This is a genomic window from Halomonas sp. R57-5 (genome assembly GCF_900070345.1).
In the GTDB taxonomy this organism is placed as follows: domain Bacteria; phylum Pseudomonadota; class Gammaproteobacteria; order Pseudomonadales; family Halomonadaceae; genus Vreelandella; species Vreelandella ventosae_B.
In genome coordinates this window covers 4748760-4762436 of record NZ_LN813019.1, presented here as the reverse complement: position 1 = coordinate 4762436, position 13677 = coordinate 4748760, and the positions used below count along the sequence as shown (strand labels likewise).

At 58.5% G+C, this 13677-nt stretch carries 17 protein-coding genes and 1 riboswitch; of the genes, 5 read left to right on the top strand and 12 right to left on the bottom strand.

Features of this window, described 5'->3' with window-relative positions; translation table 11 throughout:
• Positions 1-84: 84 nt before the first annotated feature.
• Entirely contained in the window at positions 85-1467 is a 1383-nt protein-coding gene (locus HALO_RS21720; protein WP_231896768.1) for a D-alanyl-D-alanine carboxypeptidase family protein, read from the top strand.
• Positions 1468-1547: 80 nt separating this feature from the next.
• The gene (locus HALO_RS21715) at positions 1548-2423 is read left to right on the top strand and encodes a DMT family transporter (RefSeq protein ID WP_231896767.1); all 876 of its coding nucleotides are present in this window, start codon (positions 1548-1550) and stop codon (positions 2421-2423) included.
• Here the strand turns inward: HALO_RS21715 and HALO_RS21710 are convergent.
• From HALO_RS21710 to HALO_RS21685, 6 genes are all read right to left on the bottom strand, one after another.
• A complete protein-coding gene (locus tag HALO_RS21710; RefSeq protein ID WP_035582704.1) occupies positions 2420-3157 on the bottom strand; it encodes a DODA-type extradiol aromatic ring-opening family dioxygenase in 738 nt (245 codons plus the stop codon). The genes HALO_RS21715 and HALO_RS21710 overlap by 4 nt on opposite strands.
• A 116-nt stretch (positions 3158-3273) precedes the next feature.
• Positions 3274-3699, bottom strand: coding sequence for a DoxX family protein (locus HALO_RS21705; protein ID WP_050714021.1), 426 nt, complete (start codon positions 3697-3699; stop codon positions 3274-3276).
• Positions 3700-3780: 81 nt separating this feature from the next.
• On the bottom strand, positions 3781-4698 hold the full coding sequence (locus HALO_RS21700; RefSeq protein WP_035582708.1) for a LysR family transcriptional regulator: 918 nt from the start codon (positions 4696-4698) through the stop codon (positions 3781-3783).
• Entirely contained in the window at positions 4695-5327 is a 633-nt protein-coding gene (gene thiE, locus HALO_RS21695; RefSeq protein ID WP_035582710.1) for a thiamine phosphate synthase, read from the bottom strand. Before thiE ends, HALO_RS21700 begins: the two co-directional genes overlap by 4 nt.
• Positions 5317-6126, bottom strand: a complete 810-nt coding sequence (gene thiM, locus HALO_RS21690) for a hydroxyethylthiazole kinase (RefSeq protein WP_035582712.1) — start codon at positions 6124-6126, stop codon at positions 5317-5319. Before thiM ends, thiE begins: the two co-directional genes overlap by 11 nt.
• Before the next feature lie 23 nt (positions 6127-6149).
• Positions 6150-6248, bottom strand: a riboswitch (TPP riboswitch).
• 54 nt (positions 6249-6302) lie between these two features.
• Positions 6303-6647, bottom strand: a complete 345-nt coding sequence (locus HALO_RS21685; RefSeq protein ID WP_050714020.1) for a hypothetical protein — start codon at positions 6645-6647, stop codon at positions 6303-6305.
• A gap of 236 nt (positions 6648-6883) precedes the next feature.
• Between HALO_RS21685 and gloA the strand changes: the two genes are divergently transcribed.
• A complete protein-coding gene (gloA, locus tag HALO_RS21680; RefSeq protein WP_035582717.1) occupies positions 6884-7420 on the top strand; it encodes a lactoylglutathione lyase in 537 nt (178 codons plus the stop codon).
• A gap of 9 nt (positions 7421-7429) precedes the next feature.
• A complete protein-coding gene (locus tag HALO_RS21675) occupies positions 7430-7798 on the top strand; it encodes a DUF6164 family protein (RefSeq protein ID WP_035582719.1) in 369 nt (122 codons plus the stop codon).
• Here the strand turns inward: HALO_RS21675 and HALO_RS21670 are convergent.
• Both HALO_RS21670 and ampC read right to left on the bottom strand, forming a co-directional pair.
• Positions 7795-8460 (bottom strand): cupin domain-containing protein, encoded by a 666-nt coding sequence (locus HALO_RS21670; RefSeq protein ID WP_035582721.1) that lies wholly within the window; start codon positions 8458-8460, stop codon positions 7795-7797. The genes HALO_RS21675 and HALO_RS21670 overlap by 4 nt on opposite strands.
• Before the next feature lie 103 nt (positions 8461-8563).
• Positions 8564-9730: a class C beta-lactamase gene (ampC, locus tag HALO_RS21665; RefSeq protein ID WP_442906071.1), complete on the bottom strand. Its 1167-nt coding sequence runs from the start codon at positions 9728-9730 to the stop codon at positions 8564-8566.
• Between the two features lie 161 nt (positions 9731-9891).
• Here ampC and HALO_RS21660 point away from each other — a divergent pair, with 161 nt between their 5' ends.
• A complete protein-coding gene (locus HALO_RS21660) occupies positions 9892-10764 on the top strand; it encodes a LysR family transcriptional regulator (protein WP_269449311.1) in 873 nt (290 codons plus the stop codon).
• A 24-nt stretch (positions 10765-10788) separates the two neighbouring features.
• On the opposite strand, the gene HALO_RS21655 is transcribed toward HALO_RS21660, so the two are convergent.
• Genes HALO_RS21655 through HALO_RS23250 form a run of 4 tightly spaced genes read right to left on the bottom strand, consistent with a single transcriptional unit; the run spans position 10789 to position 13655 of the window.
• Positions 10789-11862, bottom strand: coding sequence for a metal ABC transporter solute-binding protein, Zn/Mn family (locus HALO_RS21655; RefSeq protein WP_035582727.1), 1074 nt, complete (start codon positions 11860-11862; stop codon positions 10789-10791).
• A 35-nt stretch (positions 11863-11897) separates the two neighbouring features.
• On the bottom strand, positions 11898-12788 hold the full coding sequence (locus tag HALO_RS21650) for a metal ABC transporter permease (protein ID WP_035582730.1): 891 nt from the start codon (positions 12786-12788) through the stop codon (positions 11898-11900).
• Positions 12772-13509, bottom strand: a complete 738-nt coding sequence (locus HALO_RS21645) for a metal ABC transporter ATP-binding protein (protein ID WP_035582732.1) — start codon at positions 13507-13509, stop codon at positions 12772-12774. The genes HALO_RS21650 and HALO_RS21645 overlap by 17 nt, the downstream gene beginning before the upstream one ends.
• Complete coding sequence (locus HALO_RS23250; protein WP_166650368.1) at positions 13506-13655, bottom strand: hypothetical protein; 150 nt, start codon at positions 13653-13655, stop codon at positions 13506-13508. Before HALO_RS23250 ends, HALO_RS21645 begins: the two co-directional genes overlap by 4 nt.
• Between the last annotated feature and the right edge of the window lie 22 nt (positions 13656-13677).

Sequence of the window (13677 nt, the reverse complement as noted above, 5' to 3'; positions counted from 1 at the left end):
GGAAGCCTTGCGTTGCACCCAGAGTGTGGCATGGTAGTTAAGTCGTTGATCGTCTAGCGCATTGATAACAAGCAAGGGGTAGGTATGTATGCAAGGTTAAACAGCGCTGCGGCAGGAGCGGCCACGATATTGAGTATGCTAGTGCTGCTTGTACTGGCGATGACGACCAGCGCGCATGCCGACAATCCACGCTATGCGGGTATTGTGGTCGATTTGGATAATGGCGAAGTGCTCTACGCCGAGAATATTGACGATCAGCGCTACCCTGCGTCGCTTACTAAGATGATGACGCTCTATCTGACGTTTGAAGCGTTAGAAGAGGGGGCGCTACGTTTAGATCAGCCCCTGCCTGTTTCCCCTTATGCGGCCGCCAAGCCTGCCGTCAAACTGTGGTTGGCTGCAGGCAGCTCTATCCCGGTGGATACTGCTATTCGTGCGCTCGCGGTTCGTTCTGCCAATGATGTTGCTGCCGTGGTCGCCGAAGCGCTGGGTGGCAGTGAAGCGCACTTTGCGCAAATGATGACCACCAAGGCGCGCGAGTTGGGCATGCACGCCACCACCTTTCGCAATGCCTCCGGCTTGCCGGATGAGGGTCAAATTACCACCGCACGGGATATGCTAACGCTCTCGGTCAGAGTGATGCAGGACTTCCCCCAGTACTACCACTATTTTGGTCTGCAGGAGTTCACCTACCGTGGGACCCGGCATACCAGTCATAATCGGTTGGTGCGCGATTATCCGGGGGCCGATGGCTTAAAAACCGGCTTTATTCGCGCCTCTGGGTTTAACGTAGCGACCACCGCGATGCGCGGTGATCGGCGGTTGGTGGGTGTTGTGATGGGTGGTTTTTCCTCCCAGTCCCGGGATACCCATATGGCCAACCTGCTAGATCGCAGCTTTCTGCGTGCCTCGCTGCGCGACCAGCAAAACTGGATGGGCGACACTGATTTCTCGCGCGAATTTATGGCCTTCGCGCCACCTGCTCAGCCTGTTGCGCCACAGCAGCCTGCGCCACGCCAACCCTTACTTGCCGTTGTCGAAACCACCACCTTGTCACCATCAGCGAACGCGGCGCCTACCGCGCCTGCTGTAGACCTTGAAGAGCAGCTTGCAGGTATTGCCGCCATTCAGCGTCCCGCTGCCGAAAACGAGGCCTCACAGCCCGACCCACTGCAGGCCTTTATTGAGCGCGAGCGGCAGCTAGCTTCTGCCAACCAAACTGGCGGTGCCTGGGGTGTGCAGGTAGGTGCCTTCAGTCAAGAAGCCCAAGCGCGGCAGTTGGCCCAACAGGCGGCACAGCGCCTCGCCCAGAACTTAGGTGGGCGTGTCGCCGTGGACACCGTAGAGGGCCAGAACCCGGTTTATCGCGCCCGGCTAATGGCGCTAGATGAACAGCGTGCCCGCCAAGCATGTCGAGAGCTACACTCTCAGGGTATGGACTGCATGGTGGTTAACGCTAGCCTGTAAGGCGGTGTGCGGCAATAACCCCGCCAATGCAAGTTGGCGGGGTTTTTTGCTTTTAGCGGCTAACAAAAAAGGAGACTGTGGTGACAACGTCACTCAAAGGCATACTCTGCATGTGTCTGGGCGTTCTGTTTTTAGCCCTAGGCGACGCCGTTTCCAAATGGTTAGGCGAAGTGCATTCCCCGCTGCAGATTATTTTCTTCCGTGCGTTAGTCTCGCTACCGATGATTGCGCTGCTGGCCCATTTTGCCGGTGGCTTGCGTAAGCTGCGGACTAAACGGCCGGGCGTGCATTTTTTACGCGGGTTAATTTATACCGCCACCATGGTCTGTTTCGTATGGGGCTTAACGCTGCTACCCCTGGCGGAAGCCACGGCAATCGCTTTTGTGGCACCGCTGTTCGTAACGCTACTTTCGGTGCCCTTGTTGGGTGAGCGAATTGATCCGCCGGTACTCATCGCATCGTTAGTGGGGTTTGCGGGGGTACTGATTGTGGTTCGCCCCAACGGCGATGCCTTTCAGGTGGGCGCATTAGTGCTTGTGGCCGCCGCGCTATTTTATGCGCTGATGATGATTACCGCGCGCCGCTACGGCGCCCGCGAGCACTTATGGGCAATGCTGTTTTACATGACCTTTGTGCCATTAATCGTCACTGGATTAACGCTGCCGTGGGTGTGGCAAACGCCGTTACCGTGGCACTGGGTGGGGTTTTTCGCGTCTGGTGTGCTTGGTGTCGCGGCCMCTGCTTTTATCACCCTGGCTTTTCGGTTTGCGCCTGCGGCTATCGCCGCGCCGTTTGATTACACCGCCATGCTGTGGGCGGTGCTGTTGGGCTGGTGGTTCTGGGGCGAAATGCCGGATCTCTGGGTCTGGGTAGGCAGCGCCTTGATCATGGGCAGCGGATTAGCGGTGGCGTATCACGACCGTAGAACCACACTTAAGCGCCGTCCCACCGCTTAAGCGAACTGATAAACGTCCATGGCAAGCACGCCGTGCTCCACGCTGTGGTGCAGCTGGCTAGCTTCTCCTCCTGCCCCCATTGCCACTAACAGCGGCAGGAAGTGCTCTGGGGTCGGGTGGTTCTCCCGGGCATTTGGCGCGTGCTCCCAGTTAAGTAGAGCCTCACGCTCATTGGCGATAAGGCGTTCGCTGACCCAATTGGCAAACGTATCTACCCAGGCGGGCATGGGGCTATCCTGGGGCATGAGTTCATGCAGGTTATGGGTCAGGCTGCCCGAGCCGATAATGAGCATGCCTTCTCCCCGCAGTGCCGACAGGCGCTCGCCCAGCGCGACCAGCTCTTGATTGCTCCAGCGCACCGGTAGCGACAGGGATACAACCGGCACCTTGGCGTCAGGAAACATCAGCGAAAGGGGCACCCAGGCGCCGTGATCAAAACCGCGCTCTACCCGTTCGGCGTCCAGTAACTCGGCTAGCCGTTCCGCCAGTTCAGGCTCGCCGGGGGCGGGATACTGGCACTCGAACAGCGCCTGTGGAAAGCCGCCAAAATCGTGTATGGTCTCTGGCTTGGCGCTGGTACTGACCTTGAGCGACAGGCTCTCCCAGTGTGCCGACACCACGATCACCGCCTTGGGTGAAAGCCGTTTGCCCAGTTCGCGTAGAAAGGCGTGAGCCGGGGTTTTATTAAGCGCCAGCATGGGCGAGCCATGGGAAATAAACAGGCTAGGTAACATGGGTGAGTCTCCTCAGCAGCATTGCCAGCGCTGGCGGTGAGGCAAGCGCTGGCGATAGGATTGGGTGTTAGGTGTTAGGTGTTAGGTGTTAGGTGTTAGGTGTTAGGTGTTAGGTGTTAGGCGAAGCGGCGGCTTAACACCCAGGGGCCGCTGCCCAGGCCCGCTTGCACGATTAACGCCAGCGCCCAGAACACCGGGAATTCCCAACCGTCGCCGGCATTTGAAAACATCCAGCCGTTGCCAAGATGCACCCAGGCAGCGCCAAGCAGCACTGGCACCAGCGCCAGGCTCACCCAGCGGGTATATACGCCAAGCAGCAGGGCGATGCCGCCGCCGACTTCGGCAGCAATGGTCAAGTAGGCCAGAAATCCAGGTAAACCCAGTGATTCAAAATAGCCGACGGTGCCCGGCAGGGTAAACACAAACACCTTGAGCAAACCGTGAGCGAGGGCCATTACCCCCAAGGCAATACGCAGTAGCGAGATAGCATGGGGCTGTAAAGAGGGCTGTAGAGAAGGAGTGGCGTGAGTAAGGGTTGTCATAGAAGTAGCTTCCATCGAGTGGTTGATGGCGCTACTTTACCGCCGGATCATATCGAGATAATCAGCATATTTTGCACATCACTATTGCGTAATTGGCGACAATCCGATGTTCTGCTCCCAAACCGGTGGATCGCCCCACGCCTCGGTGAGCAGGTCGATAAAGCGCTCCACCTTGGCAGGCAGGTAGCGCCGGGCGGGGTAGAGCGCGTGAACATCGAGCCGCACCGTTGGCTCATGGGTCAAAATGGGCACTAAACGCCCGCTGGCGATACTCTCCGTGACCAGAAAGCTGGGCTGCTGAGCGATGCCTAAGCCCGCTTCTGCGGCGTGGGTGAGTACATCGCCGTTATTGCTTTCCAGCGGGCCACTGACCGTCAATGACTGTGTGGCAATCTGCCAGTCAGCGCTGTGCTGGCCGCTGCGATAGCGTAGGCAGTGGTGGTCGGCAAGGGCCTTAACGCTGCGGGGTTCACCGTGGATGGCAAGGTATTCAGGTGATGCGCAAAACAGCAGGCGGCAACGGGTTAGGCGGCGTGCCACTAAACTTGAATCAGGCAAGCTGCCGATACGAATGGCGACATCATACCCCTCTTCCAACAGATCAACGCGGCGGTCGTTCAGATCCAATCGCACTTCAAGCGCTGGATGGGTCTGCATAAATTGGGCAACGAGAGGCGCCAGGTAGCGAGTGCCAAAACTCATTGGCCCATTCACGCGTAGCCGTCCACGCACATCGCTGGTGCCTTGGCCTACTTCGGCGGCGGCTTCATCGAGCGCTTGCAGCACCCCTTGGGCGCGGGCTAAATAGCGCTCCCCGGCTTCCGTGAGATGCAGCCGTCGCGTAGTGCGCTGTATCAGTCGCGCACCCAGTGTCTCTTCCAGCGCCATGACCTGGCGGGATACGCGGGTGCGCGAAATATCCAGCGCTTCGGCAGCCCGGGTATAGCTACCCAGCTCGGCTACCCGCACAAAAGCGACGATGTGCTCTAACTGGTTCATGACGCCGAAACAGCTTGGAAAACCTGAAATGTCCGTGCCGCCTGGTAGGGGTCGGGTTGGCCACAAATGGCCGAGATCACCGCTAGGCCGTTCGCTCCCGCGCGCTGCACGCTAATCGCATGGTTGGCTTTCAGCCCGCCAATGGCCACGCTGGGCAGCGGGCACGCCTTGACCAACGACGCCAGGCCGCCAAAGCCGATGGGCTGGGCATGATCCTGCTTACTCACGGTAGCAAACACCGGGCCAATACCCACATAATCGAGTAACTCCACCGGKGCAGCTTCTAGCTGGGCGAGGGTGTTGATCGACAGGCCAATAATCGCCTGCTCACCTAACAACCGACGCGCCTCTTGAACGGCAGCGTCGCTCTGGCCAACATGCAGGCCATCCGCTTGGCTTTCCAGCGCCACCTGTAAACGGTCATTAATGATCAGCGGCACACCGGTACCCGCCAGCACCGCTTTAAGCCGTTTGGCTTGGGCTATCATCTGTTCATCGCTGGCGTGCTTATCACGCAGCTGCACGATGGTGACGCCGCCTCGTACCGCTGCCTCAACCGTCTGCTCCAAGCCAATGGCGTCGCACAGCGCAGCGTCGGTGACTAAATAAAGCGATAGATCAAACGGCATGGATAGCCTCCAACTGGGCATGGGTGGTGAGGTCGTCAGGGGTGAGTTGATAGAGCGCATCCAACAGTGCGACCTGGAAGCTTCCAGGCCCCTGGGCGCTGCTGCCCGCCCGCTCACCAGCGACGGCAAAGCAGGCCAGCGCGGCTGCCGTTGCGCCCAGTAGGGCATCGCGATTGGCAGCCACAAATCCCGCCACTAGTGCGCTCAGCCCACAGCCCAGCGTTGTTACACGGGGCATCAACGGGTGACCACCGTTAATACGGTAGTGTTGCGCACCGTCCGTTACCCAATCACTTTCGCCGGTCATCGCGACAATACAGCCGTGTTTTTGCGCTAATGCTACCGCTGCATCTACGGCTTGGTCGGTGGCGGCGGTAGCATCCACGCCGCGCCCTTGGCTGGCTAAACCGTTAAGGGTAAGAATTTCTGACGCGTTGCCACGAATCACGCTGGGTTTAGCGGCGAGCAGTTTCGCGCACAGCGTTTGGCGATAGCGCGTGGCGCCAACGGCGACGGGATCCAATACCCAAGGAATTGCGTGTTGATCGGCAGTCGCTGTGGCGGTCAGCATCGCATCGGCCCAGTGGGAGGAGATCGTGCCAATATTGATCGAAAGCCCCGCGGAAATAGCCGTAAACTCGGCGACTTCTTCAGGCGCATGCAGCATGGCGGGCGACGCGCCGGTGGCGAGCAGCAGGTTGGCAGTGCTGTTCATGGCCACATAGTTGGTTATGCAGTGAACCAGAGGTGTCACTGCGCGCAGCGTCTCTAGGTAATCGCCAAGCGGGCGTAGGGTCATAGCATCCTCCCGGCAGGGAGGTGGTAAGCGTTACCACGACTCCCTACGCCGGTGTTATCCGGTTCAGGTTCAAAGGGTGCTTCTCAGCCCGCCGGTAACGGAGGGCGCCCCTGTCGAATGATTACTATCCTTGCCTGGAGTAGCCCTGTAAAGCCCCGAATGCGGACGATGGCCCTCTAGCGAAACGAAATACGTGTACCGTAGGTGAGCATTTCGTCAGGCGTTATGGCTTTCCCCTCTACCCCGATCATCTCGTCGCCGCACTGGTCAGCGAAGGTCAGTACGCCGTGGGTCAGGCCCAGTTGMCCTAGGGTGTCGCGTATCTCGCCCGTGCCMAAAAAAGTGCTGACATGGCCCTTGTTGTCGCTCAGGTCAGACACGCCGTTGGCGTGATGAAAACGCACTTTGTAGATGCCATCCATGGATTCAACCTCCACAATCGGCGAAAAGCCGTTGTGCAAGGCATTAGAAAGTTGCTTTAGCGTCAACTGGTCACCCAGCGTCATATCAATCGAACTCATGGAAAACTCCTGGACGGCGCCGTCAATGTGAAGCGTCGCTCATGTGGCAGGAACTGCTTTTTGTAAAGCTTATGAATAATAAGTGTAGGGGTTTTGTTTATGATTGCCAGTACGCTTATGGATAGCGTAATACGACGCTGCCTATGTACTTGTAAGGGCTGGTATTATGACCCTAAAGACCCCATGGTAAGCGGTATGTAAGGTGCAATGATCGACATCAACGACAGGAGGGCGAAATGAGTTTTCAAGGCGAGCAGCACCCCGGCGTCGTCGCCACCCCACCCCAAACCCAAGGGTTTCGCTTAAACCACACCATGCTGCGGGTGAAAGACCCTGAGCGCGCGTTGGCATTCTACTCAAACGTGTTTGGCATGCAGGTAATGCGGCGGCTGGATTTTGAAGAGATGCAGTTCTCGCTGTATTTCCTGGCTAGCTTGGAGCCCAGCGACAGCGTGCCGGAAGATGCGCAAGCGCGTACCGCCTGGACCTTCAGCCAGAAAGGGCTGCTGGAGCTGACCCACAATTGGGGCACCGAAGACAAGGATGACTTTGCCTACCACGATGGTAACGCCGAACCCCAAGGCTTCGGGCATATCTGCTTTAACGTGCCGGATTTAGCGGCGGCTCAAGCGTGGTTTGACCAGCATGATGTCACCTTTGTGAAACGCGCCGATCAGGGCAAGATGAAAGATGTTATCTTCGTTAAAGACCCGGACGGCTACTGGATCGAAGTGATTCAGGCAGACCTGATGGTGGGGAAGAGCGACTCTTGAGGCACGCCAATGGCTGAACTACTGTTCCGGCTGCGCCACGTTACCGACGAAGAAGCCATGGAGGTGCGTGACCTGCTGGCCGCCCATGGCTTTGATACCTACGAAACCCAGGCGGGGTTTTTCCGCCTGGGGGTCGATGCTATTTGGCTGCGCAACCCGCATCAGCACGACGCAGCCATCGCGGCGTTAGAGGCCTATCAGGCGGAGCGCCTGGAGCGTGTCCAACGGGAACATCAGGCGGTGGTTGAGCGGGGCGAGCAGATGACGCTATGGAAACGCCTAGCAGCCCACCCCCTGCAGGTAGTGCTGGTGCTATTAGCGGTGACGCTGATTGTCGCCCTCACGCTTTTGCCGTTCCTGGGGCTGTCGCGGGCCTAAGCTGCTGGCAGGTGGCCGCGCTTGAGGTACATCATCACACCATCATCACCGGCGGTTAATGCCGGTGCCGCACCGCTGGGGTAGCGGCACCAGGTGCCCGCCGTGTAGCTTTGCTCTCCATCGCTCAGCGTGCCTTCCAGAACCAAAAACTCCAGACCGCCCAGCAGCGTGGGGTAGGCAATGGAAGTGCCCGCCGACCAGCGTTCCAGGCTGGTACGTTCCTGCTTGTAAGTGTGCAGCATTTTGTAGGCGATGCGCGGGCGCCGGTCTGGCTGCCAGGGCAACCGGTGGGCAGGTACCGCCAGTTGGAGCGTGTCGTTGGGGTCAAACTGGTGCAGTTTGACAAAAATCAGCGCGCCTTCCTCGCCAATGTTTGGCGTATGGCCGGTGCCGATGGGGTTTCTGAGGTAGCTGCCCGCCGCGTAGCGCCCATGTTCATCGGCGAACACGCCTTCCAGTACCAGAATCTCTTCGCCACCGCCGTGGGTGTGCCGCTCAAACTGGGTGTTAGGGGCATAGCGAACAAGGCTGGTGGCGCGGGCAACTTCATCGCCAATGCGGTCAAACATCATGCGCTCTACCCCCGCACTGGGGGAGGCAACCCACTGATACTCTTCCGGGGTAACACAGGCAAAGTGGCTAAAATCGGCGTTTAAACGCATGGGAAAGGGCTCTTCGCAGTGAAGGTTAGTAACGGGGAGGGGTGATAGTCTCCTTATCGACAGCGAAAATTGCAACAAAAAAGCCGCCCGAAGGCGGCGCCGGTTATGGGGTTTCAGTTAATGCGGTCAGGATATGGTGGGCAGCTTCGATACGCGCCTGGTTGGGGTAGTTGCGGTTGGCCAGTAGTACAATGCCGATTTGTTCGCTGGGCACAAAGGCCACATAGCCGCCAAAACCGTTGGTGGCGCCGGTTTTGTTGTAGAACGCCTCCTGCCTGGGGGCGAGCGGCGGGGTTAAGCGGTTGGCGGCGTTGGGCTCCAAAATCATCTCAAGGGAGTTGCCCGCCAGTAACTGCTCAAGCGTCACCGGGTAGGCGTAGCTTTCCCAGCCCAGCCCTTGGGTCATATCGCCGAACTCAAAGTAGCCTGTGCGCGTGGCTGCCAAGGCTTGGCGGAGTGGCTCGTCGTCGAGCCCTGGCGCCTCCATGTGCGCCTCCACAAACGTCAACACGTCGGCGGCTGTGGATTTCAAACCGTAAGCTTGGGCATCCATCATGCCTGGGTTGACCCGAATGGGCTTATCCTCTTTTGAGTAACCGTAGGCGTAGTGATCCTGCTGCGATTCCGGTACCTGGTAATAGCTATGCTCAAGCCCCAACGGGGCGAACAGCGCTTCTTCCATCAGCATCTCGAACGGTTGACCAAGGCGTTGGGCAGTTAAATAGCCCATCAGGCCTATGCTCGGGTTGGAGTAGAGCCGATGGCTGCCGGGGGGAGATTCAGGCTGCCACTGGCGATAGTAGYCGAGCATTTGCTCTTCGTTTTGTACCGCATCGGGGAACTGCAGCGGAAGCTCACCTGCCGTATAGGTGCCCAGTTCCAGCAGCGTGATCTCATCGAAGGCACTGCCTTCAAGGGCGGGCAGGTACTGGCTGGCCGGGTCGGAAAGCGAAAGCACACCGCTGGACTGGGCATAGCCCGTTAACGCCGCCGTGAAGATCTTGCTGATCGAGCCAAGTTCGAACAGTGTCTCATCGGTGACCGGAGTACCCGCTTCTTGGTCGGCTTCTCCATAATTAAAGTAATGCTGTTGGCCACCGATACTCACAGCGACCGCCATGCCTGGAATACGGTGCTCCGCCATCAAAGGCGCAATAGTGTCGTTTACCAGCGCCTCGATGTCTGCGTTTTCAGTCGCATCAGATGCCCAGGCAAAGCTGCCGATGAGAAGAGAACCCGTCATGATAAGCCCGGAGTTTGCTGCTAACATCTTACCCATACCAGTATCCTGTTGTGATTAGCATTGAGTGAAAGCTGGGTGGTCTCACCCGCCGTAAAGAGCGTGACAGTGGTTAATTTACGGCGTGCTGTGTAGATTAACAAACAGCGATATTTTGCCCGAGCCATTAGAAAAATTTGGGGGTCAAGGTGGTGCGTCCCTACCTACCGTTAAAAGCACTGCGCGCCTTTGAAGCGTCGGCCAGGCATTTAAGCTTTACCCGAGCATCTGAAGAGCTTTACGTCACCCAGGCCGCGGTTAGCCATCAGGTGAAGCTGCTCGAAACGCAGTTGAAGGTGCCGCTGTTCAAGCGCTTGCCTAGAGGGCTAATGCTGACTCAGGAGGGTGAGCTGCTGCTGCCGGTATTGAAGAGTTCATTTGATCAGATCTCCCACACACTGGAACGGGTGGGCGAGAGCAGCTACCGGGAAGTGTTAAATGTTGGAGTGGTCGGGACCTTCGCTGTCGGCTGGCTGCTGCCAAGGCTGGCAGATTTTAAGGACCAATACCCGTTTGTCGATTTGCGCCTTTCCACCCATAACAACCGGGCGGATATTGCGGGTGAAGGGCTCGATTTTGCTATCCGCTTTGGCACCGGGGCCTGGCACGCTACCGCGGCGCAGCCGCTGCTACCGGCGTCACTTTCGGTCATGTGCACGCCGACCATTGCTGCCCGGCTTAACACGCCAGCCGATCTATTAGGCGAGACCTGGCTGCGCTCTTACCGTGCCGATGAGTGGACAGAGTGGCTATTAGCGGCGGGGCTGCCGCGCAGCTTTGCGATGACTAACAGCATTGTGTTCGACTCTTCCATCGCCATGGTGGAAGCCGCGATACAAGGGGCAGGCGTGGCGCTGGCGCCACCGCTGATGTTCCCCCGTCAACTGAACAGCGGCGCGCTGGTACAGCCTTTCGACACCGCTGTCAGCCTGGGAGGGTACTGGTTGACTCGCCTGCAGACACGCCCGGAAACCCGCGCTATGGCCTCTTTCCGGGAGTGGCTACTCACCGCGATTAACGCCTGAGCAGCGCTTGGTTATCCGGCCCGCTTAGTGGCTATGCTCGTCATGGTCATGGTCATCGTGCTCGTGACTGTGTTCATGATCGTCATGACCGATCTCTTCATGGCCATGCTCTTCATGATTGCCAGGCTGGGCCAACGCATCGTGCAGCACCTGGGCATTGTGGCGCATCATCCCCAGGTAGGTGCTGGCTTCGCCTTCTGTTGCCAGCGCATCCGCGTAGAGCGTGCCCGCAATCGGCAGGCCGGTCTCTTCGGCGAGCTGGGTGATGATCGACTGATTGGTCATGTTCTCATGGAACAGCGCCTTCACGTTCTCCTGCTCAATCACATCCACTAGCGCCGCCATGCTGGCGCCACTGGGGTCAGCTTCCGTAGAAAGTCCCACCGGCGAGAGGAAGGTCACGCCATAAGCGCTTGAGAAGTAGCCAAAGGAGTCGTGGCCGGTAATGATGCTGGTGGAGGACGGGATCTCGTCAATCAGCGCACGGATCTCGGCGTCTACTTCAGCCATTTCGTGTAGATATTGCTCCGCATTGGCGCGGTATTCGTCCGCGTTGTCGGCATCTGCAGCGATTAAGCCATCGCGGATATTGGCAATATACACCTCGGCTTGGTGCATATCCTGCCAGGCGTGGGGATCTTGATTGCCATGTTCGTGACCCGCATGCTCATCGGCATGGTCGTCCTGGCCATGCTTTTCATGACCGTGTTCTTCATGACCGTGCTCTTCATGCTCAGCGAAAGAGTGTGGCTCGATACCATCTGTCGCGGTGACCAAGCCACCAGAGTAGTCGCTGGCGCTAATCAAACGCTCCATCCAGCCCTCAAACAGCAGGCCGTTGAAGACCACCAAGTCAGCGTTCGCCAGGGAGCGGGCATCGCCGGGGCTGGGGGAGTAAACGTGGGCATCGCCATCAGCAGCGACCAGGGAGGTCACGTCAACGTGGTCGCCGCCTACGTTTTCCACCATATCCGCCAGGATAGAGAAACTGGTCACCACCTGAACGCGCTCATTAGCCATGGCCGCAGGCAGCGCCAGCATAGCGGACACCCCCACTAACCAACGCGACGACCGATGTGATAAATAGGCAAGCGACATACAACACTCCTTACGATAAGCATGAAGACTGATAATTAAGCCCCTTGCTCCACTTCAAGCGGCGTGGTTTTACGCCGTAGCTTGGCGGCCAAGCTGTGGTAGCGACCAAACAGGGCCGAAAAAAGATAACCGAACCCGGCCAGCAAAATAATGCTTGGGCCCGAAGGTATATCCAGGTGAAACGAAAGCAGCAGGCCGCCGGTGCTCGCCACCATCGCCAGCACAATGGCGATGCCGATTAAGCCCTCTAAGCGTTTGCTCCAAAAGCGCGCTGAGGTGGCGGGAAGCATCATCAGCCCCACCGCCATCAGCGTACCCAGGGTTTGAAAACCAGCGGTTAGGTTCAGCACCAGCAGCCCTAAAAACACGCTGTGTACCCAACCGCTGCGGCGGCTCTGTCCACGCAAAAACAGCGGATCCAAGCACTCCACTACCAAGGCACGAAATACCACCGCCAGGGTGACGACAATCAGCGTACTGATACCCGCAATCAGCAGCAGCGCGGTCGAGTTGATCGCCAAGATCGAGCCAAACAGCACGTGGGTAAGATCAACGCTGCTACCGCCCAGCGAAATCAGCATCACACCGGCAGCCAGCGAGATAATAAAAAAGCTCGCCATGGCGGCATCTTCCCGCTGGCCGCCCATTTTCGAGACCGCCCCCGCCAGCAGCGCCACCATCAAGCCAAACAGCACCCCGCCAATGCTCATAATCGGCAGCGAAAACCCTGCCAGCAGGAAGCCCAGCGCCACACCGGGCAAAATGGCGTGGGCCATAGCGTCGCCAATCAGGCTCATCCCGCGCAGCACCAAAAATACCCCTAGCGGTGGGGCAGCCAGGGAAAGTGCCAAACCACCTACCACCGCACGGCGCATAAAGCCGTAGTCGAAGGGGCTGACAAACCAGGCGTTAAGCAGATCCAGCATGGTGTCCTCCCAGCAGGGTAAGTGGCACTACCTGGGCAGGCGCATGTTGATGATTAAGCGCACTGGGCGCGACCCAGCGGCCATGGCCGCCGTTTAGCATCAGCACTTCATCGGCCAGGCGGCGCAGGTGATCCATATCGTGCAGCACGACAATGATCGTCGCGCCATCGTCCGCCATCTGGCGCAGGATGCGGATCAAAATATCCACGGTTTCGCTATCCACATTGGCAAACGGCTCATCGAGCAGTAACAGCTCGGCTTCCTGCATCAGCGTGCGGCCAATTAAAGCGCGCTGGCGCTGGCCGCCGGAAAGCTCGCCCAGTGGGCGGTGGGCCAGGTGGGAAATACCCAGCCGCGCCATAATCTCGCGGCCCTTGCGGTAGTGCGCTGCGCAGTAGCCGGTTAACGCACCGTGGCTAGGCCAACTGCCGGTCATCACCAGCTCTTCCACGCTCATCGGGAAGGTCAGGTCTAACGCCAGCTGCTGGGGTAGCCACGCCCGGCGCTCTTTCGCGACGGTGCACACCACTTCGCCGCTAATAGGCCGAAGTTCACCCATAATGGCCTGAATCAGCGTGCTTTTACCGGCGCCGTTAGCACCGATCAGCGCGGTAATGGCCCCCGGCTTAAAGTCACCCTCAAGGTGCTCCAGCACCGTGCGGCGCGCCTGGGCCAGGTGCAGATTGTGCAGCTGCAAGCGTGATAAAGAGCGCTGACTCATCCTAACCACCCGCCAGCCCAAACCACCAACCCCCAAAGCGCCAACAGCGGCACGGCAACAAACAGCAGCCGTTTAACAGCCGATAGCGACATCAAGGAGAAATGGCAGGGGCCCTCCTTGTTATGGCGGTGCGTATGCTCACTCATCAAGCGGCCTCGTATAAAGACG

What these genes read in the sequence shown, in the direction of transcription:
- HALO_RS21720 (WP_231896768.1), top strand. Translation starts at nt 85, where the DNA reads ATGTATGCAAGGTTAAACAGCGCTGCGGCAGGAGCGGCCACGATATTG.
- HALO_RS21710 (WP_035582704.1), bottom strand. Translation starts at nt 3,157, where the DNA reads ATGTTACCTAGCCTGTTTATTTCCCATGGCTCGCCCATGCTGGCGCTT.
- HALO_RS21705 (WP_050714021.1), bottom strand. Translation starts at nt 3,699, where the DNA reads ATGACAACCCTTACTCACGCCACTCCTTCTCTACAGCCCTCTTTACAG.
- HALO_RS21700 (WP_035582708.1), bottom strand. Translation starts at nt 4,698, where the DNA reads ATGAACCAGTTAGAGCACATCGTCGCTTTTGTGCGGGTAGCCGAGCTG.
- thiM (WP_035582712.1), bottom strand. Translation starts at nt 6,126, where the DNA reads ATGACCCTACGCCCGCTTGGCGATTACCTAGAGACGCTGCGCGCAGTG.
- gloA (WP_035582717.1), top strand. Translation starts at nt 6,884, where the DNA reads ATGAGTTTTCAAGGCGAGCAGCACCCCGGCGTCGTCGCCACCCCACCC.
- HALO_RS21675 (WP_035582719.1), top strand. Translation starts at nt 7,430, where the DNA reads ATGGCTGAACTACTGTTCCGGCTGCGCCACGTTACCGACGAAGAAGCC.
- HALO_RS21670 (WP_035582721.1), bottom strand. Translation starts at nt 8,460, where the DNA reads ATGCGTTTAAACGCCGATTTTAGCCACTTTGCCTGTGTTACCCCGGAA.
- HALO_RS21655 (WP_035582727.1), bottom strand. Translation starts at nt 11,862, where the DNA reads ATGTCGCTTGCCTATTTATCACATCGGTCGTCGCGTTGGTTAGTGGGG.
- HALO_RS21650 (WP_035582730.1), bottom strand. Translation starts at nt 12,788, where the DNA reads ATGCTGGATCTGCTTAACGCCTGGTTTGTCAGCCCCTTCGACTACGGC.
- HALO_RS21645 (WP_035582732.1), bottom strand. Translation starts at nt 13,509, where the DNA reads ATGAGTCAGCGCTCTTTATCACGCTTGCAGCTGCACAATCTGCACCTG.
- HALO_RS23250 (WP_166650368.1), bottom strand. Translation starts at nt 13,655, where the DNA reads ATGAGTGAGCATACGCACCGCCATAACAAGGAGGGCCCCTGCCATTTC.